This is a genomic window from Plantactinospora sp. BB1 (assembly GCF_003030385.1).
Classification (GTDB): Bacteria; Actinomycetota; Actinomycetes; order Mycobacteriales; family Micromonosporaceae; genus Plantactinospora.
Map to the genome: position 1 here is coordinate 1,989,247 of NZ_CP028159.1, position 21,363 is coordinate 2,010,609.

Annotated in this window: 27 protein-coding genes; 19 read left to right on the forward strand and 8 right to left on the reverse strand. The window is 73.3% G+C overall.

Going from position 1 to position 21,363, the window contains the following annotated elements:
* Positions 1-214 precede the first annotated feature (214 nt).
* Positions 215-688 carry a winged helix-turn-helix domain-containing protein gene (locus C6W10_RS08430; protein ID WP_107257577.1) on the forward strand — a complete coding sequence of 158 codons (474 nt, stop codon included), beginning with the start codon at positions 215-217 and terminating at the stop codon, positions 686-688.
* Positions 689-749: 61 nt separating this feature from the next.
* Positions 750-1,616, forward strand: coding sequence for a hypothetical protein (locus C6W10_RS08435; RefSeq protein ID WP_107257578.1), 867 nt, complete (start codon positions 750-752; stop codon positions 1,614-1,616).
* 475 nt (positions 1,617-2,091) lie between these two features.
* On the opposite strand, the gene C6W10_RS08440 is transcribed toward C6W10_RS08435, so the two are convergent.
* The gene (locus C6W10_RS08440) at positions 2,092-2,454 is read right to left on the reverse strand and encodes a DsrE family protein (protein ID WP_107257579.1); all 363 of its coding nucleotides are present in this window, start codon (positions 2,452-2,454) and stop codon (positions 2,092-2,094) included.
* A 25-nt stretch (positions 2,455-2,479) separates the two neighbouring features.
* Here C6W10_RS08440 and mtfM point away from each other — a divergent pair, with 25 nt between their 5' ends.
* Both mtfM and C6W10_RS08445 read left to right on the forward strand, forming a co-directional pair.
* Positions 2,480-2,584: a small membrane protein MtfM gene (gene mtfM / locus C6W10_RS39450; protein ID WP_278065698.1), complete on the forward strand. Its 105-nt coding sequence runs from the start codon at positions 2,480-2,482 to the stop codon at positions 2,582-2,584.
* Positions 2,578-3,174 (forward strand): FABP family protein, encoded by a 597-nt coding sequence (locus tag C6W10_RS08445; protein WP_107257580.1) that lies wholly within the window; start codon positions 2,578-2,580, stop codon positions 3,172-3,174. Before mtfM ends, C6W10_RS08445 begins: the two co-directional genes overlap by 7 nt.
* Positions 3,175-3,184: 10 nt before the next feature.
* Here C6W10_RS08445 and C6W10_RS08450 read toward each other — a convergent pair whose 3' ends face one another.
* Positions 3,185-4,045, reverse strand: coding sequence for an aminotransferase class IV (locus tag C6W10_RS08450; RefSeq protein WP_107257581.1), 861 nt, complete (start codon positions 4,043-4,045; stop codon positions 3,185-3,187).
* 58 nt (positions 4,046-4,103) lie between these two features.
* On the opposite strand from C6W10_RS08450, the gene C6W10_RS08455 reads away from it, so the two are divergent.
* The 9 genes from C6W10_RS08455 (at position 4,104) to C6W10_RS08495 (ending at position 11,051) form a co-directional block, all read left to right on the forward strand.
* Positions 4,104-4,535, forward strand: coding sequence for a Fur family transcriptional regulator (locus C6W10_RS08455; RefSeq protein ID WP_107257582.1), 432 nt, complete (start codon positions 4,104-4,106; stop codon positions 4,533-4,535).
* Entirely contained in the window at positions 4,532-5,644 is a 1,113-nt protein-coding gene (locus C6W10_RS08460; protein WP_107257583.1) for a folate-binding protein YgfZ, read from the forward strand. The genes C6W10_RS08455 and C6W10_RS08460 overlap by 4 nt, the downstream gene beginning before the upstream one ends.
* Positions 5,645-5,673: 29 nt before the next feature.
* Positions 5,674-6,510 carry a 3-keto-5-aminohexanoate cleavage protein gene (locus C6W10_RS08465; RefSeq protein WP_107257584.1) on the forward strand — a complete coding sequence of 279 codons (837 nt, stop codon included), beginning with the start codon at positions 5,674-5,676 and terminating at the stop codon, positions 6,508-6,510.
* A 46-nt stretch (positions 6,511-6,556) separates the two neighbouring features.
* Positions 6,557-7,519 carry an asparaginase gene (locus C6W10_RS08470; protein ID WP_107257585.1) on the forward strand — a complete coding sequence of 321 codons (963 nt, stop codon included), beginning with the start codon at positions 6,557-6,559 and terminating at the stop codon, positions 7,517-7,519.
* A gap of 122 nt (positions 7,520-7,641) precedes the next feature.
* Positions 7,642-8,322 carry a helix-turn-helix domain-containing protein gene (locus tag C6W10_RS08475; protein ID WP_107257586.1) on the forward strand — a complete coding sequence of 227 codons (681 nt, stop codon included), beginning with the start codon at positions 7,642-7,644 and terminating at the stop codon, positions 8,320-8,322.
* Positions 8,319-8,951 carry a hypothetical protein gene (locus C6W10_RS08480; protein ID WP_107257587.1) on the forward strand — a complete coding sequence of 211 codons (633 nt, stop codon included), beginning with the start codon at positions 8,319-8,321 and terminating at the stop codon, positions 8,949-8,951. Before C6W10_RS08475 ends, C6W10_RS08480 begins: the two co-directional genes overlap by 4 nt.
* Positions 8,952-9,051: 100 nt before the next feature.
* Positions 9,052-9,366, forward strand: a complete 315-nt coding sequence (locus C6W10_RS08485; RefSeq protein WP_107257588.1) for a DUF2516 family protein — start codon at positions 9,052-9,054, stop codon at positions 9,364-9,366.
* On the forward strand, positions 9,363-10,247 hold the full coding sequence (locus C6W10_RS08490) for an alpha/beta fold hydrolase (protein WP_107257589.1): 885 nt from the start codon (positions 9,363-9,365) through the stop codon (positions 10,245-10,247). The genes C6W10_RS08485 and C6W10_RS08490 overlap by 4 nt, the downstream gene beginning before the upstream one ends.
* Positions 10,248-10,313: 66 nt before the next feature.
* Positions 10,314-11,051, forward strand: a complete 738-nt coding sequence (locus C6W10_RS08495) for an alanyl-tRNA editing protein (RefSeq protein ID WP_107257590.1) — start codon at positions 10,314-10,316, stop codon at positions 11,049-11,051.
* Positions 11,052-11,436: 385 nt separating this feature from the next.
* Here the strand turns inward: C6W10_RS08495 and C6W10_RS08500 are convergent, their stop codons facing one another.
* On the reverse strand, positions 11,437-11,709 hold the full coding sequence (locus tag C6W10_RS08500) for a hypothetical protein (protein WP_107257591.1): 273 nt from the start codon (positions 11,707-11,709) through the stop codon (positions 11,437-11,439).
* Between the two features lie 156 nt (positions 11,710-11,865).
* On the reverse strand, positions 11,866-12,222 hold the full coding sequence (locus C6W10_RS08505; protein ID WP_107257592.1) for a hypothetical protein: 357 nt from the start codon (positions 12,220-12,222) through the stop codon (positions 11,866-11,868).
* A 339-nt stretch (positions 12,223-12,561) separates the two neighbouring features.
* On the opposite strand from C6W10_RS08505, the gene C6W10_RS08510 reads away from it, so the two are divergent.
* Both C6W10_RS08510 and C6W10_RS08515 read left to right on the forward strand, forming a co-directional pair.
* On the forward strand, positions 12,562-13,338 hold the full coding sequence (locus tag C6W10_RS08510) for a GntR family transcriptional regulator (RefSeq protein WP_107263768.1): 777 nt from the start codon (positions 12,562-12,564) through the stop codon (positions 13,336-13,338).
* A gap of 80 nt (positions 13,339-13,418) precedes the next feature.
* Entirely contained in the window at positions 13,419-14,333 is a 915-nt protein-coding gene (locus C6W10_RS08515) for an SDR family oxidoreductase (protein WP_107257593.1), read from the forward strand.
* 40 nt (positions 14,334-14,373) lie between these two features.
* On the opposite strand, the gene C6W10_RS08520 is transcribed toward C6W10_RS08515, so the two are convergent.
* Positions 14,374-15,351, reverse strand: a complete 978-nt coding sequence (locus C6W10_RS08520; RefSeq protein WP_107257594.1) for a YafY family protein — start codon at positions 15,349-15,351, stop codon at positions 14,374-14,376.
* 120 nt (positions 15,352-15,471) lie between these two features.
* Here C6W10_RS08520 and C6W10_RS08525 point away from each other — a divergent pair, with 120 nt between their 5' ends.
* Positions 15,472-16,314, forward strand: coding sequence for an EI24 domain-containing protein (locus C6W10_RS08525; protein WP_107257595.1), 843 nt, complete (start codon positions 15,472-15,474; stop codon positions 16,312-16,314).
* Positions 16,315-16,332: 18 nt separating this feature from the next.
* Here the strand turns inward: C6W10_RS08525 and C6W10_RS08530 are convergent, their stop codons facing one another.
* Complete coding sequence (locus tag C6W10_RS08530) at positions 16,333-17,349, reverse strand: LacI family DNA-binding transcriptional regulator (protein WP_107257596.1); 1,017 nt, start codon at positions 17,347-17,349, stop codon at positions 16,333-16,335.
* 90 nt (positions 17,350-17,439) lie between these two features.
* Positions 17,440-18,201 carry a maleylpyruvate isomerase family mycothiol-dependent enzyme gene (locus tag C6W10_RS08535; protein ID WP_107257597.1) on the reverse strand — a complete coding sequence of 254 codons (762 nt, stop codon included), beginning with the start codon at positions 18,199-18,201 and terminating at the stop codon, positions 17,440-17,442.
* A gap of 64 nt (positions 18,202-18,265) precedes the next feature.
* On the opposite strand from C6W10_RS08535, the gene C6W10_RS08540 reads away from it, so the two are divergent.
* From C6W10_RS08540 to C6W10_RS08550, 3 genes are all read left to right on the forward strand, one after another.
* Positions 18,266-19,354 (forward strand): UDP-N-acetylmuramate dehydrogenase, encoded by a 1,089-nt coding sequence (locus C6W10_RS08540; protein ID WP_234361665.1) that lies wholly within the window; start codon positions 18,266-18,268, stop codon positions 19,352-19,354.
* Positions 19,355-19,464: 110 nt separating this feature from the next.
* Positions 19,465-19,815: a PadR family transcriptional regulator gene (locus tag C6W10_RS08545; RefSeq protein ID WP_107257599.1), complete on the forward strand. Its 351-nt coding sequence runs from the start codon at positions 19,465-19,467 to the stop codon at positions 19,813-19,815.
* Positions 19,812-20,429 (forward strand): DUF1700 domain-containing protein, encoded by a 618-nt coding sequence (locus tag C6W10_RS08550; RefSeq protein WP_107257600.1) that lies wholly within the window; start codon positions 19,812-19,814, stop codon positions 20,427-20,429. Before C6W10_RS08545 ends, C6W10_RS08550 begins: the two co-directional genes overlap by 4 nt.
* A gap of 23 nt (positions 20,430-20,452) precedes the next feature.
* Here the strand turns inward: C6W10_RS08550 and C6W10_RS08555 are convergent, their stop codons facing one another.
* Positions 20,453-21,361, reverse strand: coding sequence for a class I SAM-dependent methyltransferase (locus C6W10_RS08555; protein WP_234361666.1), 909 nt, complete (start codon positions 21,359-21,361; stop codon positions 20,453-20,455).
* Positions 21,362-21,363 lie beyond the last annotated feature (2 nt).

Consider the following 21,363-nt stretch of genomic DNA (forward strand, 5'->3'; position numbering starts at 1 on the left):
TACGGACTGCGCCCCCCACATTGGCTTGGAGTAATGCTCTTGCTCGCCAGGGGTGGTGATCAATGCTCGATGTCGGCCAGTATCTAGGCAGTAACTGGGCGTATCTCGGTCAGGAGTGAGCCTAATGCCTTACATCGGTTAGCGTCGCTGTTGACGCGCCCGGTCAAACCCGTTTGGCTAGGGCCCGCAGCCGACGGGGGAGGAGTGGAGCGAGGTGGCAAACGGAGAGGTCCCGCTCGTCGTGTGCGTGTCCACGGACGTCGCCGTGCGGGAGCGGGTGGTCCGACGGCTCGACGACTTCGGCACCGTCGTGATCTGCTCGGACCTGTCCGAGTTGCGGGCAATGCTGTTTCCGATGGTCGGCAACGCGACGGATTCCGGACCGGGCCCGGTGAACCTCGGCGACCTCTCCGTCGACCCGGGCGGGCACCTGGTCACCTGGCGCGGCGAGCCACTGGCACTGACCCGGCTGGAACGTGAACTGCTGGCCCGGCTGGCCAGCGCACCCCTCGGGGTGTGGACGTACGAGCGGCTCTTCGGGTCGGTCTGGGGCGGTGCCTACCTCGGCGACACCGCCATCCTGCACTCGGCGGTGAAACGACTGCGCCGCAAGCTGCGCGCCGTCGAGGGCGGTCCGCAGGTGCAGACCGTACGCGGCGTCGGCTACCGGCTGGCTCCCGGACACTGACCCGACCCGCGTCGTCGGCTCGGTGCCGACGTCCCGGCGGCGTCGTGCCACCATGGCGGGCGTGAGCCTCGACGCCCCGGCACCGGCCTGGCCCGGTCAGCCGGACCCTCCCGCCCCGCCCCGGCAGCGGTGCTGGCTGCTCGTCGGCCTGGTGGGCTGGGCGGTGCTGCTGCTGGTGCTCACCGTCGTCTCGGTCTACCGCGACGAGCCGACCGTGCCGGAGCAGCGCAGCATCGAGCAGGCCGAACCCGTGCTGGACCGGGCCCTCGGTGAACTCGTCGCGGCGGCCGGCCCGGACGTCGCCGTCGAGATCGCCGCCGGGCGGGCACCCGAGGACTGCGAACTGACCGTCGTCCGGGACGGCGCGTCGCTGGACGCGACGGTCGTGGTGCACGCGCCGGACGCGGACGTACCCGCGCTGCTGGACCGGATCGCGGACCGGTTGCCGGCGGCGTACCGGGCCGGGGTCCGGCACAGTGTCGACGGGAGCCGGCACACCCTACGCGCCGACGCGGGCGAGTTCGTGGCCGTAGAGGGCGGTCAGGCCGGCCCTGGACTGGTCGAGTTGACCGCCCGGACCGGCTGCCGACCGATTTCGGGCGACCCGGACGACCGGACCGTCCCGCCGCTGCCGCCGGCCGACCCGGACCCGCACCGGCTGCTCGGCGCGCTCGGCGCGACCGACCCGACCCCGGTCGAGTTGGCCGCCGCGCGCTGCCCCGGCCAGGGCACCACCTGGACCGCACACGCCGCCGGCCGGGGAACCCCGCCCGGTCCGCCGAGCGCCGTGCTGTCCCGGCCGGCCGGCGCCGTCGTGGTCGCCGACACCACCGAGCTGTACGCCTACCGCAGCGGCCCGGTCAGCGTGGTGGTGGAGAGCGGCGAGGGCCGGATCCGGGTCGCCGTCAGCCACGGCTGCGCCGGCTGACCGGTGCGGCGGCAGCGCGACCAGTAGACCGGCGCGTGGGGCGCCGTCTAGTGGCTCGTCTTTGAAGGTTGGTCGGGTAACCCTCTGGTCTGGGCATCTTGTGGTGAGTTGTCTTCCGGCCTTTGCGATCGTCTCGGTGATCCGCCATCCGGACAGCCGGCAGTCACAGGAGCGGCCGGCGGGGGAGCGGGGGTGGTCGGCGCGGAGACTGTCGAGCTGGGTGCACAGGCGGGGCGCGGAAGTCGGGGTTGCCGACGGCGTGCTGCGGTTCGCCGTCGACCGGCCGGGGAGGCCGGGGTTCGGGCAGGGCGGGGTTCGGGCAGCCCGGGAGGGTGGGCGCACAAGCGGGGCAGCTCGACAGTCTCCCCGGCGAGTATCCCCACCCCGCTCGCCACCCGACGTCAGGAGATCAATGGCTCGGAGATGCCTGGAAGCACCGGGTTACCCGATCAACCTTCAAAGACAAGGAACTGGACTAGTAGACCAGCGCCTGGGCGCCGTCGGCCATCGCCTCCTCGACGAAGACCGCCGCCCCGGCGATGCGTACCCCGGGCAGCAGGTCGGGCTCGCCGATCTCCCGGCGGGCGGCGCACTGGGTGCAGACCGTGACCCGGCCACTGCTCAGGATCACGTGCAGCAGCTCGGCCAGCGGTGCCGAGTGCGGCAACTCGAACTCCTCGGCCCGGCCGGGCAGCGCGAACCAGCTCGACTCGCCGGTCAGCCAGAGCGACACGTCGACCCCGGAGGCGACCGCCGTGGCGGCCACGGTGAACGCCTGCGCGCAGCGCTCCGGCGAATCCGAACCGGCGGTGACCTTGACGACCAGGGTACGAGCCATGCCGCCAGCATAGGATCTACCCGTCATGGTTACCGAGATTGGGTTCGTCAGCCTGCTGGTCGCGGGCTTCGGCGCGCTCGCCGGTTACCTGGTGTACCTGGCAGTGAGAATTTCGAGAGGACGTTGGTGAGCGACAACCCCATTGAGCCGCCGCCGTGGCTGAACGCGCCGCCGGTCGACCCGTACCCGTACGAGGAGACGTACGACCTGCGCAAGGGTCCGGACCTGCACCCGGCGCTGCTCGGCCTGCTGCCGTACGTCGGGCTCTGGCGCGGACGGGGCCGGGGCGGGTTCCCGAGCATCGAGGACTTCGACTACGCCCAGGAGATCCGGATCACCCATGACGGGCGGCCGTTCCTCTACTACGAGTCGCGGGCCTGGATCCTGGACGAGCAGAGCCGGCCGGTCCGGCCCGCCGGTCGCGAGGTGGGCTGGTGGCGGGCCGTACTCGACGCCGACGGCCGGGGCACCGACGAGCTGGAGGTCCTGCTCACCACCCCGACCGGGATCATGGAGCTGCACCTCGGCAAGGTCACCGGCACCCGGGTGGAGATCGCCACCGACGCGGTGGTGCGGAGCGCGACCGCCAAGGAGGTCACCGCCGGGCACCGGCTCTTCGGCATCGTCGAGGGGGCGCTGCTCTACGCCCAGGAGATGGCCGCGGTCGGGCATCCGCTCTCCCCGCACCTCTCCGCCCGGCTGATCCGGGTCGGCGGCTGATAGCAACCGCTCAGCGCGGCGGGACGGGGTAGCCGAGCAGGTCGGCGAGTACGGCGGTGTGCGGCGAGGCGGCCAGCGGCACCCCGTCGAGTTCGCGGACCTCGGCGAGGCCGCGTACCGACGAGGTGAACCAGACCCCGTCGGCCGCCCGCAGCCCGGCGGGGGTGACCAGCCGGTGGGCCACCGGCCAGCCCAGCTCGGCGGCGTGCCGGAGCAGCCGGTCGGCGGTCACCCCGGGCAGGATCCCGGTCTGCTCCGCCGGCACGGTGCGCAGTTCCCCGCCGGTCAGCCAGACCAGGTTGGCGGTCGGCCCCTCCAGGGCGTACCCGTCGGTCGAGGTCCAGAGCACGTCGTCCACGCCGTTGCCGGCGGCCCAGCGCCGGGCGGCCTCGCTCAGCCCGTACGACGTGGTTTTGAGCCCGCCGAGCAGCCACGGCCGGTCGTTGCGGGCGTCGGCGGCGATCCCGAGCGGCAGGGTCGCCACCCGGATGCCGTCCCGCCGGGCCCGCCGGGCGGCGGCCGGCACCCGGGAGAGCGTGGCGTAGACGGTCGGTTCGGTGCCGCCCTCCGGTCCCCGGGTGCAGACCAGCCGCAGCGCCCCCTCGGTGTCGACCGGCCAGCCGGCGCAGGCGGTGTCGAGCAGGTCGCGCAGTTCGTCGGGGTGCGGCAGTGGCAGCTCCAGCGCCGCCGCCGAGCGGGTCAGCCGGGCCAGGTGCTCCCGGACCAGCCAGGGGCGGCCGGCCCGGACGTGCATCGTCTCGAAGAGCCCGTCACCCCGGAGTACGCCCCGGTCGTCGGCCCGGACCACCGGCTCGCCGGCCGGCACCACCCCCCGGCCCAGTACGGCGACGACCGGCTGCTCGCTCGACATCCCGCCGAGGGTAGCCGCCGAGGAGCCGGCCCTCGCCGCGGCGCACTATGCTTTGTCGGTGTCGGAATCGTCACTTGCGGAGATGCTGCGTTCCCGCGGACTGCGGTTGACGGCGCAGCGGCAGCTGGTCCTCGAAGCCGTGCTGGAGCTGGGGCACGCCACGCCCGAGCAGGTGCACTCGGCGGTCCGCGAGGTCGCCGCCGGAGTGAACATCACCACGATCTACCGGACCCTGGAACTACTCGAACGCCTCGGGCTTGTTACCCATACGCACCTGTCCCACGGGTCACCGACGTACCACGCCGCGGGTGAGGACACCCACGTGCACCTGGTCTGCCGGGTCTGCGGGGCGGTGGACGAGGTCGATCCGGAGCTCTTCGGCCCGCTCTGCGAGAAGCTGGCGGTCGAGCGGGGCTTCCAGGTCGACATCGGGCACGTGGCGCTCTTCGGCGTCTGCGGGCGGAGCGACTGCGAGGAGCGGCGAGAATGATCGACATCGCGGGTGCGGTGGCCGTCGAGGCGATCGACGAGCAGAGCCGGGACCAGCCGGAGCCGGAACACGCCGCGGCCGGGGTACGCCCGGTGGCCGCGCACTACGGCGACCCGATCCGCGAGCAGCGGCTGCTCGCCACCGACGTCGGCCTGGTCGACCGGTCGCACCGGGGGGTGATCGCCGTCCCCGGGGCCGAGCGGGCGAGCTGGCTGCACACCCTGACCAGCCAGCATCTCGGCTCGATCGCCGCGGGCCAGGGCACCGAGCTGCTGGTCCTCTCCCCGCACGGGCATGTCGAGCAGCACGCCATGGTCGCCGAGGACGGCGAGACCACCTGGCTGGACACCGAGCCCGGCGACACCGGCGGGCTGCTGAGCTATCTGGAGAAGATGCGCTTCTTCACCCCGGTCGATCCCCGGGACGTCACCGCCGACTGGGCGCTGCTCTCCCTGGTCGGTCCGCGCGCCACCGAGGCGGTCGCCGCGCTCGGCGTCACCGGGCTGGCCGAACCGGACCTGCTCGGGGTGCCGGGTCCGAAGTTCGCCGCCGGCTCCGTGCCGCCCCGGCCGACCGTCGTGTACGACGTACGCGCGCTGCCCGGCGGTGGCTGGGTGCGCCGGGTCCGGCTCGGGGTCGACCTGCTGGTGCCCCGGGGGAGCATGCCGGAGGTGGTCGGCACGCTGACCGCTGCCGGCACACCGGTCGCCGGACTGTGGGCGTACGAGGCGGTGCGGGTGGCGCAGCGGCTGCCCCGGGTCGGCTTCGAGACCGACCACCGGACCATTCCGGCCGAGGTGGGGTTGGTGGCTCCGGCCGTACACCTCGACAAGGGCTGCTACCGGGGGCAGGAGACGGTGGCCCGGGTGCACAACCTCGGCCGCCCGCCGCGCCGGCTGGCGCTGCTGCACCTCGACGGGGTGACCACCGACCAGCTTCCGGCGGCCGGTGCCCCGGTGACCGTCGACGGGCGTACGGTCGGCTTCGTCGGTACGGCGGTCCGGCACTTCGAGCTGGGCCCGGTCGCGCTCGCCGTGTTGAAGCGGTCGGTACCGGACGACGCGGCGCTGCTGGTCGAGGGGCAGGCCGCGGCGATCGACCCGGAGTGACCGGGCGCCGCCTCGGCTAGGATCCCGGCATGACGGGCACCTTGATCACGGTCGCGCCGACCGGGGCGGAGTCGGCGAAGGCGGAGGTTCCGGCGCTGCCGGTCACCCTCGACGAGCTGGTGGTCACCGCCAAGGAGTGCGAGGCGCTCGGCGCGGCGGTGATCCACGTGCACATCCGGGACGACGAGGCCCGGCCCACCCTCGACCCGGGTCGGCTGCGGGCGACCGTCGCCGCGCTGCGCGAGAGCACCGACCTGATCGTGCAGCTCTCCACCGGTGGTGCGGTCACCGATCCGGAGGCGGACCGGCTGGCCGTGCTCGACGCCGAGCCGGAGATGGCCTCCTGCACCATGGGTACGGTCAACTTCGGCGACGACGTCTTCCTCAACCGCTGGGCGTTCATCGTCGACCTGCACACCCGGATGCAGGACCGGGGCGTCGTGCCGGAGTACGAGATCTTCGACCTCGGCCACCTGGCCGCGCTGCGCCGGCTGCTCGACCGGTACGGCCTGCCGGCCGGCGGGCACGTGCACGTCGACTTCGTGATGGGGGTGCCGGGCGGCATGCCGGGCAGCACCGAGGCGCTGGTCGCCTGTGCCCAGGCGCTGCGGGACCTGCCGGCGGGGACGACGTTCTCGGCGACCGGCATCGGCCGGAGCACCATCCCGGTGATGCTCGCCTCGGTCTCGGCCGGCGGGCACCTGCGGGTCGGCATGGAGGACACCATCAGCTACGCCAAGGGGCGTCCGGTGGAGTCGAACATGCAACTGGTGGCCCGGGCGGTCGGGCTGGCCCAGCTCGCCCAGCGTCCGCCGCTGACCCCGGTGCAGGCGCGGGAGCTGTTGGGACTCGCGGCACAGCGCTGAGGGGCGCCGGGCCGGTACGCCGGCCCGGTGGGTACCGTCCGCGACCATGGGCGAGATCTACGACGGCGGCGTACCGCTGGTGGAGGCGGTCCGGTCGGGCTTCGTGGAGTCCGTGCACCGGGGTTCCGTGGTGGTGCTGGACGCGGCCGGGTCGGTGCGGGCCGGGGCGGGCGACATCCGGGGGCCGGTCTTTCCGAGGTCGTCGAACAAGCCGCTCCAGGCGATCGGGATGCTCCGGGCCGGGCTGCCGCTGGCCGGTGCCGACCTGGCCGTCGCCTGCGCCAGCCACCACGGCGAGGACGTGCACGTCGAGCGGGTCGGTGCGCTGCTGCGGCGTACCGGGCTGACCGAGTCGGCGTTGCGCTGCCCGCCGGACCTGCCGCTGTCGGAGTCGGCCCGGGTCGCCCTGCTGCGGGCCGGCGGTGGGCCGTCCCGGCTCCGGATGAACTGCTCCGGCAAACACGTCGGGATGCTGCTCGCCTGTCAGGCGGCGGGCTGGCCGGTGGCGGAGTACTGGCAGCCCGAACACCCGCTCCAGCGGGCGATCACGGCCGCGATCGAGGAGTTCACCGGCGAGCCGGCCGCGGCGGTCGGTGTCGACGGCTGCGGGGCGCCGCTGCTCGCGGTTTCGCTGACCGGGCTCGCCCGGGCGTACCTGCGGCTGGTCTCGGCGGAGCCGGGCTCGGTGGCCCGGACGGTCGCGGACGCGATGCGGGCGTACCCGGAGATGGTCGCCGGCACCGACGACCAGGCGTACGACACCCGGCTGATGGCCGCGATCCCCGGGCTGCTCGCCAAGAGCGGCGCGGAGGGGGTGCTCGCGGTGGCGGTGCCCGGGGTCGGCGCGGTGGCGGCGAAAATCGACGACGGCGCGTCACGCGGCCGGATGCCGGTGCTGGTCTCGGCGTTGCGCCGGCTGTCGGTGGAGGCCCCGATCCTCGACGAGCTGGCCGAGTTGCCGCTGCACGGCGGTGGCGAGGTGGTCGGCGCGGTACGCGCCCGCTGGTGACCGGTCCGGCGCGGTCCGCGCCCGCTGGTGAGTGGCGGCGTCGACTGAGACGCCGCTAACTATTGCTAACTTTGGCAAGCATTCTGCTTGCAGGAGCAAGCGCGGCTGGCTACCGTCGAGTCATGGCCAATCCGAAGGACCTTCCGCGGGACATCGGCGGGTTCATCCGTGACCTGCGCCGCAACGCGAAGATCTCGTTGCGGCAGCTGGCCGAGCAGGCCGGGGTGAGCAACCCCTACCTGAGCCAGATCGAGCGTGGGCTGCGCAAGCCGAGCGCCGAGGTGCTCCAGCAACTGGCCAGCGCCCTGCGGGTCTCCACCCCGGCGATGTACCTCCGGGCCGGGCTGCTCGACGACCGTGAGGGGCAGGGCGTGCTCGCCGCCATCGCGGCCGATCCGGACCTGACGATGCCGCAGAAGCAGTCGCTGAGCCAGATCTACGAGACGTTCCGCCGGGAGAACCTCCGGCACGCGGACGTACCGGCCGAGCCCGGCACCACCGCTCCGGCCACCGAGCCCGGTACCGCCGACACCGCCGGCCCGGACGCTGCCGACGTGGTGCGCCCGGCGTCCGCCGACGTGGTGGGGCCGACGTCCGTCGGCCGGAACCCGGCGGACGCCGTACTCGAATCGGTGGCGGTGACCGAGGCGGGTGCCGCCGCACCACCGACCGAGGCCTGGCCCGGCGCGCAATCCACGCCACCGGCCACACCGACCAGGAGGACCGCCCGGAAGGCGGTCAAGAAGGCCGCGCCGTCGACCCCGACGGTCACCCCGGCCTCTGACGAGGAGGAACAGTCATGACCCAGCCCCGAACCGCCCGGATCCCCGCCCCGCTCTACGCGGTGGCCGGTGCCGGCGAGCTCGCATACCAGCAGTTGCGCCGGCTGCCCGCCGTGGTCAGCGGTCTCGGTGACGAGGCCACCCGCTCCGAGCTGCGGGAGAAGGCCGTGACCACCACCACCGAGCTGCGCGAGAAGGCCGTACTGACGCTGCGCAACGCCAACTCCGGCGCGGCGAACCTCCGGCACCGCGCCACCAACCGGGAGCTGGACCTCGACGGGCTGCGCGAGGCGACCATCCGCAACGCGGCGGTGGTGGTGGCCGGCGCCCAGGCCGCGCAGGAGCGGGCCATCGCCGTCTACGGCGACCTCGTCGCCCGGGGCGAGCGGGTGGTCGGTTCCGGCGTGGTGCAGGCCGCCGACACCGTCAACGCCGACATGGTCGCCACCGAGACCCCGGCGGTGACCGCTGCCGGGCAGCCGGCGCTGAGCACCACCCCGCCCGAGGTCGTCGAGCAGGTCAAGGAGGTCGCCGCGGCGACCGAGGCGGCCGAGGCGACCCCGGCGAAGACCCCCGCGGTGAAGCGCCGCCCGGCGGCGAAGTCGACCCGGCCGGCGGCCAAGCGCACCCGGCCGGCGGCCGACAAGTAGTCGCCCGCGACCGACGACCGGTCGCCGAGCCAAGGCCGGTGACCCCGGGTGGGTGCGCCAAGTGGCACGTACCCGGGGTCACCGGCATAAGCTTTCCGCCATGGGCACAGCCGCGCCGCTCTTCTTCGACGACGTCGTCTTCATCATCAACCTGGTGCTGATCGTCTTCGCCCTCGTGATCCAGGGCGTCGCGCTCGTGCACTGCATCACCCAACGCTCCGACGCCTTCCCGGCGATCGGCACCCTCCCCAAGGGAGCCTGGGTCGCCATCCTGGCCGTCTGCCTGGTGCTCACCCTGCTGCTCTACCGGCCGCTCAGCCTCTTCGCGCTGATCGGCATCGCGGCAGCGTTGATCTATCTGCTCGACGTCCGGGTCGGGCTGCGCGACCTGACCGACGGCAAAGGCTTCTGGTGAGAGATTTCCGCTGGCCACCGCCGCCCGACGGCGGGCCACGGACGTACGGCCCGGGGCCGACCGCGCCGCGCAGCGGTCGGCCGGCGCTGCCCGATCCGGAGACCGAGCTGGTCGCCACCCCGCACGGCGTACGGCTGGAGCGGCTGGTGACCGGCGACGGTGACCCGGTCACGGTCTTCGCACACGGGCTCGGCACCGGCATCTCCACCACCCGGCCGCTGGGCAGCGCGGTCAACGGACGCAAGATCTTCTTCCAGTTCCGTGGCCACGGCCGCTCGGAGGCCCCGGAGGGCGACTGGAGCTACGCCGACCTCGCCCGTGACCTGCGGGCGATCGCCGATCTGGGTGGCGCCAGCCGGGCGCTCGGGATCAGTCTCGGCGCGGGCGCGCTCTGCCGGCTCCTCTGGGAGAGTCCGGCCCGCTTCGAGCGGGCGGTCTTCGTGCTGCCAGCCGTACTCGACGAACCCCGGCCGGAGGTGGCCCGGCGGCGGCTCACCGAGCTGCTCGGCGCGGTACGCAGCGGCGACGCCGCCGAGGTGGCCGAGGCGGTCGCCTTCGAGGTGCCACCGGCGATCCGCAACACCCCGGCCGGCTGGGCCTATCTGCGGCAGCGGGTGGACCAGTTGACCCGGGACGGTCTCGCCACCGGGCTGGCCGACCTGGCCGGTCAGGTCGCCGTACGGCAGCGTTCGGCGCTGGCGGCGGTCACCGCCCGTACCCTGGTGATCGGCTGTGCCGGCGACGACCTGCATCCGGTCGCGGTCGCCGAGCAGCTCGCCGAGGCGTTGCCGGCGGCGACGCTGCACGTCTACGACAAGCCCGGCCTGCTCTGGACGCACCGCGCCGACCTGCGCGAACGGATCTCCGGCTTCCTCAACTGAGCATGCCGTCGAGCCCCGGCGGCCGGTAGCACCGCGATCGTGCCGGCCGGGGTAACGTGGCGAGCCATGGGCGTTTCCCAGCACGGCCGGACGCACCGGCTCGACCTCGCCGACCCGACCCTGCGGGAGTGGGAGTGCACGGTGCTCTCCGCCGACCCGGAGCAGGGGATCGTGCTCGACCGGTCGGCCTTCTATCCGGGTGGCGGCGGCCAGCCGCCGGACCACGGGGTGCTGCTCTGGCAGGGGGTGCAGACCCGGATCGTCGGCACCCGCAAGGGCGACGACCTCTATCTGATCCCGGCCGAGGGTGACCCGCTGCCGCCGCCCGGCACGGCGGTGACCGGCGCGGTGGAGGACCAGCGGCGCAGCCTGCTGATGCGTACCCACTCCGGGCTGCACGTGCTCTGCGGCGTGGTGTTCCGGGACTTCGGCGCGCTCGTCACCGGCGGCAACATGGAACCGGGCGAGGCGCGGATGGACTTCAACCTGCCCGAGGTGCCGACCGACTTCAAGGCCCGGCTGGAGGAGCTGGTCAACACCGAGGTCGCCGCCGACCGGGCGGTCGCGGTGAAGGTGCTGCCCCGGGACGAGGCGCTGGCCCTGCCGGACATCATCCGGACCCAGTCCAACCTGATTCCCGCGGACGAGCAGGAGATCCGGATCGTCGACATCGTCGGGCTGGACGTGCAGGCCGACGGTGGTACCCACGTCGGCTCGACCGCCCAGATCGGCAAGGTCCAGGTGGTCAAGGTGGAGAGCAAGGGGCGGGCGAACCGGCGGGTGCGGGTCCGGCTGGTCAGCTGACGCCGAGCCGGCGCAGCGCCGACGCCGTCTCGCTGACCAGCACGTTGACGGAGCGGGCGCGGTGGCCGCTCCCGCCGCCGGCTGTGAGCGCCCTGTCCCCGGCCGGATCACCAGGCCGACCGGGGACTTCAGCGCACCACCGCTGCAACAGCGGCACGCAAGGTCGGGGACGCCGACCCTCACCCCTCGCTCGTCCGACCGATGATCGGGGGTGGCTCTGGTGGTGGCTGCCGATCGGGCCAGCAGATTGAGCACACGCACAGCTTCGTCATCACGCCGGGACCGTCACCGACAATCACCGACCCGGGACAGCCGTGTGGCGTCTCGCTCGGCAGCGCCGGTGGAATGCCGAGCAGGCACGGCATGCACACCGTCGTCGTGTTGCTCACAGGATCCGCCGACGGAGCGTCTGCGCGACCTCCCGCAGCTCGGCCGACGTCACCTCGCCAGGATGGGATGCGCGCGCCAGGATGTTCGCAGCCTGACCGGGTACCGAATCGCCGATCCGGGTGAGATAGCCGACGGCCCACGTCAGGTACCGGCACTTCCCGTCGTCGTCGCACTGCCAGCAGCGGCGGTCGTCCTTGTGCATGTGGAGGAACCGGTGGGCGGTCAGATCCTCCAGCGTCGTCGACCAGCTATCGAACATGGACGTCACGACGGTTTTCCTCCTGCTCTTGCTGGGGGTGTACCAGCGGCCCGTACTGCCGATCGAGGGCGTCGACCAGCAACCGAGCCAGCGACCCGGGCGGCAGTGCCCACTTCAAGGCGTACGCCCGTCGGAGCACCCGGCGTACCTGCTCCGGGTCGGGGATCACTGGACGGCCATCGCGTCGATCACGGCACCGACCCGAACCATCGCGTCGATGCACGGGCCGTGGTCCGGGCGGATGCCGCACCAAGGCGAGTGTCCCCAGATCCGCACGTAGCCGACGCCCAGCTCGTACATGATTGGCGGGTGGGTGGACGCGACGATGACGGTCGGCCGCCGGTCGACGTATGGGCTGGCTAGCGTCAGCCAGTCCCTGGGTTCGAGGCGAAGTTCGAGACCGACCGGGATCCGCTCGACGTCCGCCGCTTCGAGCACCCGCTGCTTGGCGCGGGCCATCTCGGCTTCCTCGTCGGCTCGCGCCCGGTCGAAGGTCCGGTTAGCCCGGTTGTCGTAGATCACCGTCCGCCACCTACCGATCGTGCCCATCGATCCCTCCCTGTCGGACCGGGGGTGTAGCGGCCGGAGTCCCACGACGGTCCGCCGGCCGGCACACCCCGTCTGGATGGGCGGCACCCAACGAGGGGAAGGGTGCCGCCGGTGGACGCGACCCGTCCGGGGGAGGCCGGTCGCCACGTCCAGTTCGGGGCGACCGACACAGAGTGCCTACCCCTAGATCACCTCCTGTGTCGGCCGCTTAGACGGTAAGCTACACCTATACAGACAGCCCGTCTAGATAGGTTCACCGTCGGGAGGGGCAGAAACATTCCCAGCGCACTGATCGGGGGTACGGTGGCCGACGTGCCTACCCCGCACGAGCCGCCCCGCTATCGCCGGGTCGCAGACGAGTTACGCCGTCGGATCCTCTCCGGCGCGATCCCACCCGGCTCCATCCTGCCGTCCGAATCCGCGCTTATGGCCGATTTCGGCGTGGCCCGTGGAACCGTCCGTGAAGCGGTCGGACTGCTCCGCAATGAGGGCCTGGTCGTCACCGAGATGGGCCGAGGAACGTACGCCCGGCCGGTACTGCCGGTTCGCCGACTCGGCTCCGACCGGTACCGCCGGGAACTGGAGCAAGTCCGGTCCGGCGAACTGGGCACGTCGTTCACCGCCGACCAGCAGATCGGCTGGTCCGACTACCGGCTCGACAGGGAGTTCCGCGAGGTGCCGGCAGACCAGGCGACCGCCGAACTGTTCGAGGTCGCTCCGGGCACGATGCTGCTGGAACGCCGGTTCGTGTTCCGCTCCCAGGGCGTACCGCAGCAGATGTCGACGTCCTGCCTCCTGCTCGACATGGTGGCCGACACGCCGGTCGCCGACCCTGACCGGGAGCCGTGGCCGGGTGGGAACACCGCCCAGCTTCACAGCCTCGGCATCACGATCACCGGAGTACGGGAGCGGGTGCGTTCCCGAATGCCGGTCCGCGAAGAGACCGAGGCGTTGCGGATCCCCGGCGGCGTGCCGGTGGTGACGATTACTCGACAGACGTACGCGGGTGAACAGGTCGTTGAGGTCGCCACCAACATCGTGATCCCGGCCGACCGGGTTGAACTGGATTACTGGATCGACCTGACCTGATCGTTTGGCTAAAACCCGTGTCCGGGATTCCGGGGAAATCCTGACGCAGGCTGTCAGGATTCGCTGTCAGAGTCGGCGTCATGACAGCAGAACTGACCGGAAAGGTCGCACTCGTCGCCGGAGCCACCCGGGGTGCCGGCCGGCAGATCGCCGTGCAGCTCGGCGCGGCCGGCGCCACCGTCTACGCCACCGGGCGGAGCACCCGGGAGAAACGCTCCGAGGTGGACCGGCCGGAAACCATCGAGGAGACCGCCGAGCTGGTCACCGCGGCCGGCGGCGTCGGGATCGCGGTGCAGGTCGACCACCTCGTCCCCGACCAGGTACGCGCGCTGGTCGAGCGGATCGACCGGGAACAGGGCCGACTGGACGTACTCGTCAACGACGTCTGGGGGGCGGACCGGCTGATCGGCTGGTACAAGCCGATCTGGGAGCAGAACCTCGACGACGGCTTCCGTACGCTCCGGCTCGCCGTCGACACCCACATGATCACGAGTCACTTCGCGCTGCCGCTGCTGATCCGCAACCCCGGCGGTCTGGTGGTGGAGGTCGGTGACGGCACCAAGGAGTACAACGACCAGAACTACCGGCTCTCGGCCTTCTTCGACCTGGCGAAGACCTCGGTGAACCGGCTCGCCTACCTCTGGGCGCACGAGCTGCGGGAACACGGCGGCACGGCGGTCGCGCTCACCCCGGGCTGGCTGCGCTCCGAGTTCATGCTCGACGAGTTCGGCGTCACCGAGGAGAACTGGCGGGACGCCATCGAGAAGCAGCCGCACTTCGTCATCTCGGAGAGCCCGACGTACGTCGGCCGGGCGGTCGCCGCGCTCGCCGCCGACCCGGACAAGGCCCGCTGGTCGGGGCAGTCGCTCTCCAGCGGACAACTCGCCAAGGTGTACGGCTTCACCGACGTCGACGGCAGCCAGCCGGACGCCTGGCGGTACATCGTGGAGGTGGAGGCGGCCGGCAAGCCCGCCGACGCCACCGGCTACCGCTGACCCGCCGCGACGGCGGCCTCCGCCGGCAGCCCGCCACGGGCTACGGCGGGTCGTCCGCGTAGAGCCGGGCCAGCCGCCGGGCCGCCGAGGCGAGCCGGGCCCGCAACGGCGCCGGCTCCAACACCTCGACCTCCGGGCCGAGGCTGAGCAGTTGGCCGTACGCGACGTCGGGGGACTCGACGGGCAGCCGGGTGACCACCCAGCCCTGCTCGTCGGGCTCCCCGGCGTTCGCCTCGGCCTCCCGTACGGCCGGCGCCTCGGTGACGTACCGCAGGGCGTACCGGCCGGCGGGGCTGAGCCGGATCGTGATCTCGTCGCGCAGCATCTGCCGGACGAACCGTTCCGCCTGGCCGGCCCAGTAGGCGGCCAGCTCGAACGAGTCGTCCCGGCTGAACGTCTCCGTGCCGACGGTCACCTCGGTCATCCGGTCCACCCGGTAGGTGCGGTGCCCCGTGCCGACCCGGGCCACCAGATACCACGCCCCGCCCTTGCACACCAGCCCGTACGGCTCGACGCCGCGGGTCACCTCCCGGTCGCCCCGGCGGTAGCGGAACTCGACCGTCCGGTCCTGCCACACCGCCTCGGCCAGCTCGCTGAGCCAGGCCGGCGGTTCCGCCTCCCGGAACCAGCCCGGCACGTCGAGATGAAACCGCCGCTGGACCCGGGTCGAGGCGTCCCGCAGCCCGCTGGGCAGCGCGGCGAGCACCTTCAACTGGGCGGTGGCCACCACGTCGGCGAGCCCCATCTCGCCGACCGGGCCGGGCAGCCCGGAGAGGAAGAGCGCGTCGGCCTCGGTCCGGCTCAGCCCGGTCAACCGGGTCCGGTAGCCGCCGAGCAGCCGGTAGCCGCCGGCCCGACCCCGGTCGGCGTAGATCGGGATGCCGGCGGCGCCGAGGGCCAGTACGTCCCGGTAGATCGTCCGTTCCGAGACCTCCAGCTCGCGGGCGAGTTCGGCGCCGGTCATCGACTCGCGGTTCTGCAGGAGCAGGAGCAGGGAGATGAGCCGGGCGGCGCGCATGCGTCCCATCCTGCCCGGCCGCGCCGACGCCGTTCCGCCCGGCGGCGGCGTCGCCGTCTCCGCGTGGGCGGCACCGCGCCGCCGTGCCGGCGTGCCGAACGGCCGATAGGCTCTCGGGTCGTGCAGACCCCCACCCCCACCGAGCCGCGCCCGCGCCGGCTCGGCTCGTTCCTCTCCGCGTTCGGTGCCGGCGTCGGGCTGCTGTTCCGGGGGCTCGCGGTCTACGGTCGCAGCCCGGGGCTGGTGCTGCTCGGCATCGTGCCCGCGGTCATCTCCGGGGCGCTCTACCTGGCCGGCCTCGGCACGCTGATCTACTTCTCCGATGAGCTCGCCGCGCTGATCACCCCGTTCGCCGACGACTGGTCGGACGGGCCACGCCAGATCCTCCGGGTCGTCGCCGGGCTCGCCCTGCTCGGCCTGGGCGGCCTGCTCGGGGTGCTCACCTTCACCGCGATCACCCTGGTGATCGGCGACCCGTTCTACGAGAAGATCTCCGAACGGGTGGAGGAGCGCTACGGCGGGGTGCCGGGCGAGGTCGAGCTGCCGTTCTGGCGCTCGCTGCGGCGCAGCATCGCCGACGCGGCACGGCTGCTCGGCCGGTCGGTGCTCTTCGGCGTACCGCTCTTCGTCGCCGGGTTCGTGCCGATCGTCGGGCAGTTCGTCGTACCGGTGGTCGCCGCGATGGTCGGCGGCTGGTTCCTGGCGATGGGCATGGTCGGGGTGCCGTTCCAGCGGCGCGGTCTCCGGCTGCCGGACCGGCAGCGGGCGCTGCGGGCGAACCGGCCGCTGACCCTGGGCTTCGGGGTGGCGGTCTTCCTCTGCTTCCTGATCCCGCTCGGCGCGGTGCTGCTCACCCCGGCCGCCGTCGCCGGAGCCACCCTGCTGGCCCGCCGATCGCTCGGCGAGTCGATCGACCACCGCGACCGCGACCGGGCCGCCGTGACCGCCCCCGCAGCGGGCTGACTCGAGCTATCGGACCGGTCAGGCGGAGGCGCGCAGCACGAGTTCGGTGGGGAGCAGGACGGTCGGCTCGATCCGCTCACCGGCGGCGAGCCGGAGCAGTTGCCGGGTCATCGTCCGGCCGAGATCCTGGATCGGCTGCCGTACGGTGCTCAGCGGCGGGTCGGTGTAGCCGGCCAGTTCGATGTCGTCGAACCCGATCACCGCCACGTCCTCCGGCACCCGGCGACCCGCCTCGCGCAGCGTACGGAGTGCGCCGTGCGCCATCAGGTCGGAGGCGACGAAGATCGCGTCGAGGTCGGGGTCCCGGGCCAGGAGCTGCCGCATCGCGACCGCCCCGGACTCCCGGGTGAAGTCGCCGAACGCCTCGACCGGCCGGCGTCCGGCGTCCCGGAGTTCGGCGCGGTAGCCGGCGAGCCGGTCGATCCCGGCCACCATGTCCTGCGGGCCGGCGATGGTGGCGATCCGCCGCCGGCCGGAGTCGAGCAGGTGCCGGACCGCGCCGCGTACCCCGGCGACGTGGTCGACATCGACGTACGGCACCGGGACGGGGGCCTGGCCGAGCGGGCGCCCACTGCACACCACCGGCAGTCCCGCCTGGGCGAGCGCCCCGGGCAGCGGGTCGGCGCCGTGCAGGGAGGCGAAGAGTACGCCGTCCACGTGCCCGCCCATCGCGTAGCGCTCGACCCGCTCGTGGCTGGCCGCCGACTCGGCCAGGGTCAGCACGAGCTGCTTGCCGGCGGCCTCCAGCTCGCGGCTGACCCCGAGGATGATCCCGGGGAAGACCTGGTCGTCGGAGAAGACCCGGGTGGACGCCTCCGGCAGGATCAGCGCCACCGAGTCGGTCTGCTGGGTCACCAGGCTGCGCGCCGCGAGGTTGGGGACGTAGCCCAGCTCCCGCACCGCCCGCCGGACCGCCTGTTGGATCGGCTCGGCGACCGTGGTCGAGCCGTTCACCACCCGGGACACGGTGGCCCGGGACACTCCGGCCCGTTGAGCCACCGCCTCCAGCGTGGGCCGCGCGCGGGTCACCGCCATCTCCGCTCCTCAGCTCAGCCGCCGGGGAAATGGTTCCACGCGCGCCTGAAGGTCAACAACCCCGTCGGCGGGGTGCCGGGCCGGTGCCGGTCAGCCGACGCGCAGCCCCTGGAGCAGTCCCGCGTCGCCGGCCACGTCGAGGGCGTCGAAGCCGAGCCGTCCCCAGAGGGCGAGCAGCAGGTCACTGGCGGTACCCGAGATCTGCGCCCGGGCGTGGTGGTCGTCGCTGTCCAGGATCGTGTCGGTGTCCAGCAGGGCGACGCCGGCACCGCGCAGCCGCAGGTACCACTCCTGCCCGGCATCGGTCGCGACCAGGTGGACCACCCCGTGGAAGGGTTGCTCGGTCGCCCGCCTGGCGGCCGGCAGGTGGGTGTCGAGCACCTCGCCGACCCCGTCCGCCGCGAGCTTGGCCTCGATCGGCTCCCCGGCGGCGACCGCCATCTGCGCGTCCCAGCGGTGCACCGCGGTCTCCAGCGGCATCCGCCGGTGCCAGAACCCGGCCTTCTTCGGCTGCGGCGCGTAGTTCCAGGCCGGCGCCTCCGGGTCGACCCGGTCGAGCACGGCCATGAGCTGGTCGAACTCCTGCCGCCACCACTCCACCGCCGCCGCTCCGGTCGGCAGGCCGTCCGGGACGGTGAGCGGGTCGGCCCGCTCGGTGCTGCCCCGGTTGAGGATGCCCCGGGCCCGGGCGTAGACCGACCCGAGATGGTGCACCAGGTCGGTCATGGTCCACTCGGGACAGGACGGCACCCGGATGTCGAGCGGCGCCTCGGCGACCGTGGCGCCGAAGGTCGGCCCCTCGGCGCGGAGCGCACCGATCCAGAAGTCCTTGGTGCCGTGCAGTCTGGTCATGACGATCCTCCCGTGCCACCGGGCCGCCACCGGCCGGGCTCTCTCTCAGCCTAGGGTGAATGCTGTGCCAGACGTTAACGCCCGCCCGATAACCGCCGCCGACGCCGCCGATCCCGCACGATTGGCCGGTTATACGACCCTGCGGCTCGGCGGTGCGCCCCGGCGACTGGTCACCGCGACCCGAACGGATGAAATCCCGGCGAAACTGCGCGAGGCCGAGTTGCGGGACGAGCCGGTCCTGGTGCTGGCGGGCGGCAGCAACGTGGTGGTCGCGGACGAGGGCTTCCCCGGCACGGTGCTGCTGGTCCGGTCGCGGGGCTTCGAGGTGGTCGCCGAGGACGAGGCGGCGGTGACCATCCGGGTGGCGGCCGGCGAGCCGTGGGACGACCTGGTGGCGGCGACCGTCGAGGCCGGCTGGTCGGGGGTGGAGTGCCTCTCCGGCATCCCCGGGTCGGCCGGCGCCACCCCGATCCAGAACGTCGGGGCGTACGGGCAGGAGGTGGCGGAGACGGTCACCGGGGTCGAGGCGTACGACCGGCTGACCGGCGAGGTGACCCGGATGAGCGCGGCCGAGTGTGCCTTCGGCTACCGGTCCAGCGTCTTCAAGTACAACGACCGGTGGACGGTGCTCACCGTCGACTTCCGGCTGCTCCGCTCGACGCTCTCCGCCCCGGTGCGCTATGCCGAGCTGGCCCGGGCGCTCGGGGTGGAGGTCGGTGACCGGGTGCCGCTGGCCGACGCCCGGGCGGCCGTACGCGCGCTGCGCGCCGGCAAGGGCATGGTGCTGGACCCGACCGACCCGGACACCCGCTCGGTCGGGTCGTTCTTCACCAACCCGGTACTGGACGCCGAGGCGTACCAGGCGCTGCGGGAGCGGGCCGCCGGGCTCGGCGAGCCGCCCTCCTGGCCCGGTGCGGGCGGCACGGTGAAGGTCAGCGCCGCCTGGTTGATCGACAAGTCCGGCTATCCGAAGGGTTACCAGGGGCCGGGCGGGGTGGCCATCTCCTCGAAGCACACCCTGGCGCTGACCAACCGGGACGGCGGCTCGACCGACGCCCTGCTGGCGCTGGCCCGGGAGATCCGCGACGGGGTGCACGACCGGTTCGGTGCCACCCTGCACCCGGAGCCGGTACTGGTGAACTGCGCCCTCTGAGGCCCGCGCCGGACCCGTCGTCCCAGGCGCCGGAGACCGGCGCGCCCCGGTTCCTTGCGGCGCAAGGTACCATGCCCCGCATGGTTACCGTCCACGCCGGTCGTCGCTAGATGGCGGCGGCCAGACCCGAGGCGCTGCCCGGCCAACTCCGCCGCGGCACGTTGGAATACTGCGTGCTCGCGCTGCTCCGCCCCGGCGAGCGCTACGCCCTCGACCTCGTCCGCGAACTGGGCGCGGTCGACGGCATGGTGACCAGCGAGGGCACCATCTATCCGCTGCTGTCGCGGCTGCGCCGGGACGGTCTGGTGGAGACCGCCTGGCAGGAGTCGCCCAGCGGGCCGCCCCGCCGCTACTACCGGCTCACCGCCACCGGGCGGGACCGGCTCGACCAGTTCGTCGGTGAGTGGATCCGGTTCCGCGACGCGGTGGATTCCCTCGTCGTCCCGAAGGAGACCGCATGAGCCCGAGCACCCCCGACGCGCTCGTCCGAGGCTATCTGCGCCGGTTGCGCGCCGAGCTGGCACCGCTGCCCGCCGACCGCCGGCAGGAGGTGCTCGACCAGATCGCCGAGCACATCGCCGTACGCCGGGCGGAGCCGGACGGGCAGAGCCTGGCCGAGGTGCGCGCGATGCTCGACCGGCTCGGCGATCCGGCGACCCTCGGTGCCGACGCCCGGGAGCGGTTCGGCGTGCCGCCCCGCCGCCGTGGCCCGCTGGAGACGCTGGTGCTGCTCTGCTGCGGGCTCGGCCCGTTCCTGGTGCTGGTCCCCGCCGTCGCCCTGCCGTTCGGGCCGGTCCGGCCGTGGCACGTCGTCCCGGTCGCGGTCGCGGCGCTGCTCTGGCTCTCCCGGTTCTGGCCGGTCCGGGACAAGCTCGCCGCCACCGCGATGCTGCTCGGCTGTGCGGCCGTCTTCGTCCTGCTCGACCTGGCCGGCTTCCGGGACACCGGCCTCGGCTCGCTGGCCCTGCTGCTGGTGGCGCTCTTCGTGCCCTTCGGCGCCGCCACCTGCTATCTGGCGATCCGGACGTCCCGACTCGGCGGGGCCGCCGCGCCGGCCGGACTCGGCACCCGCTAGCCGGGCGGGCACCCGGTGCGGGGCTACCGCGCCGGGTCCGGCCCGAGGTCGCCGGGGGGTGCCACCGCCGACCAGGCCACGGTCACCTCGCCGAGCCGCCACCGCGCCGGCCGGTCGAGTACGGGCCAGCCGGCCGCGCGGACCGCCTCGACCGTACGCCGCCAGCGTTGCCGGGGCCCGAAGGTGGCGTACGGGGCGGCGTCCCGCCAACCCTCCTCCAGCGCCCGGATCAGCCCGTGTACGCCGGTACCCGGCACGTTGTGGTGGATCAGCGCCTTGGGCAGCCGCTCGGCCAACGAGGCCGGACTCTCCAGTGTGGAGAGCCGAGCGGCCAGGGTCAGTGACCGGGGGCCGCTGGCGTCGACGAGCAGCCAGCCGGCCAGCCGGCCCAGCTCGTCACAGGTCCCCTCGACCAGCACACCGCCCGGTTGCAGCGCCCCGGTCATCCTCCGCCAGGCCGGTACGACCTCCGGCTCGGCGTACTGCCGCAGCACGTTGAAGGCCCGGACCAGCACCGGGCGGAGCCCGGCCAGCTCGAAGCCGCCCCGGTCGAAGGCGAGTCCCGGCGGGTCGGCGGCGGGCTCGGCGGCGGCGACGCGTACCGGATCGATCTCCAGCCCGACCACCCGGACGTCCGGCCGGACGGCGGCGGCCAACCGGGCCCGCAGCTCGACCACGGTGACCGGGCTGGCACCGTAGCCGAGGTCCACCACCAGCGGGTCGGCGGCGTCTCGGAGCAGGTCGGCGCAGGTGGCCGCGATCCAGTTGTCCACCCGGCGCAGCCGGTTGGGGTTGGTGGTCCCCCGGGTCACCGCACCGACCGGGCGGGCCGGCGGCGCCGTGCCGCGTCGGCCGGCCGGCGGTCCCGGCCCGGCGGGCCGACCGGCACCGCCCGGGTCACCGTCGGCGGCGTCCGACCGGCGCGGCGGCATCG

Coding starts and splice junctions, on each gene's coding strand:
- C6W10_RS08545 (WP_107257599.1), top strand. CDS start 19,465: ATGGCGGCGGCCAGACCCGAGGCGCTGCCCGGCCAACTCCGCCGCGGC.
- C6W10_RS08485 (WP_107257588.1), top strand. CDS start 9,052: ATGGGCACAGCCGCGCCGCTCTTCTTCGACGACGTCGTCTTCATCATC.
- C6W10_RS08470 (WP_107257585.1), top strand. CDS start 6,557: ATGGGCGAGATCTACGACGGCGGCGTACCGCTGGTGGAGGCGGTCCGG.
- C6W10_RS08520 (WP_107257594.1), bottom strand. CDS start 15,351: ATGCGCGCCGCCCGGCTCATCTCCCTGCTCCTGCTCCTGCAGAACCGC.
- C6W10_RS08465 (WP_107257584.1), top strand. CDS start 5,674: ATGACGGGCACCTTGATCACGGTCGCGCCGACCGGGGCGGAGTCGGCG.
- C6W10_RS08555 (WP_234361666.1), bottom strand. CDS start 21,361: ATGCCGCCGCGCCGGTCGGACGCCGCCGACGGTGACCCGGGCGGTGCC.
- C6W10_RS08530 (WP_107257596.1), bottom strand. CDS start 17,349: ATGGCGGTGACCCGCGCGCGGCCCACGCTGGAGGCGGTGGCTCAACGG.
- C6W10_RS08515 (WP_107257593.1), top strand. CDS start 13,419: ATGACAGCAGAACTGACCGGAAAGGTCGCACTCGTCGCCGGAGCCACC.
- C6W10_RS08440 (WP_107257579.1), bottom strand. CDS start 2,454: ATGGCTCGTACCCTGGTCGTCAAGGTCACCGCCGGTTCGGATTCGCCG.
- C6W10_RS08535 (WP_107257597.1), bottom strand. CDS start 18,201: ATGACCAGACTGCACGGCACCAAGGACTTCTGGATCGGTGCGCTCCGC.
- C6W10_RS08475 (WP_107257586.1), top strand. CDS start 7,642: ATGGCCAATCCGAAGGACCTTCCGCGGGACATCGGCGGGTTCATCCGT.
- C6W10_RS08480 (WP_107257587.1), top strand. CDS start 8,319: ATGACCCAGCCCCGAACCGCCCGGATCCCCGCCCCGCTCTACGCGGTG.
- C6W10_RS08495 (WP_107257590.1), top strand. CDS start 10,314: ATGGGCGTTTCCCAGCACGGCCGGACGCACCGGCTCGACCTCGCCGAC.
- C6W10_RS08550 (WP_107257600.1), top strand. CDS start 19,812: ATGAGCCCGAGCACCCCCGACGCGCTCGTCCGAGGCTATCTGCGCCGG.
- C6W10_RS08450 (WP_107257581.1), bottom strand. CDS start 4,045: ATGTCGAGCGAGCAGCCGGTCGTCGCCGTACTGGGCCGGGGGGTGGTG.
- mtfM (WP_278065698.1), top strand. CDS start 2,480: ATGGTTACCGAGATTGGGTTCGTCAGCCTGCTGGTCGCGGGCTTCGGC.
- C6W10_RS08460 (WP_107257583.1), top strand. CDS start 4,532: ATGATCGACATCGCGGGTGCGGTGGCCGTCGAGGCGATCGACGAGCAG.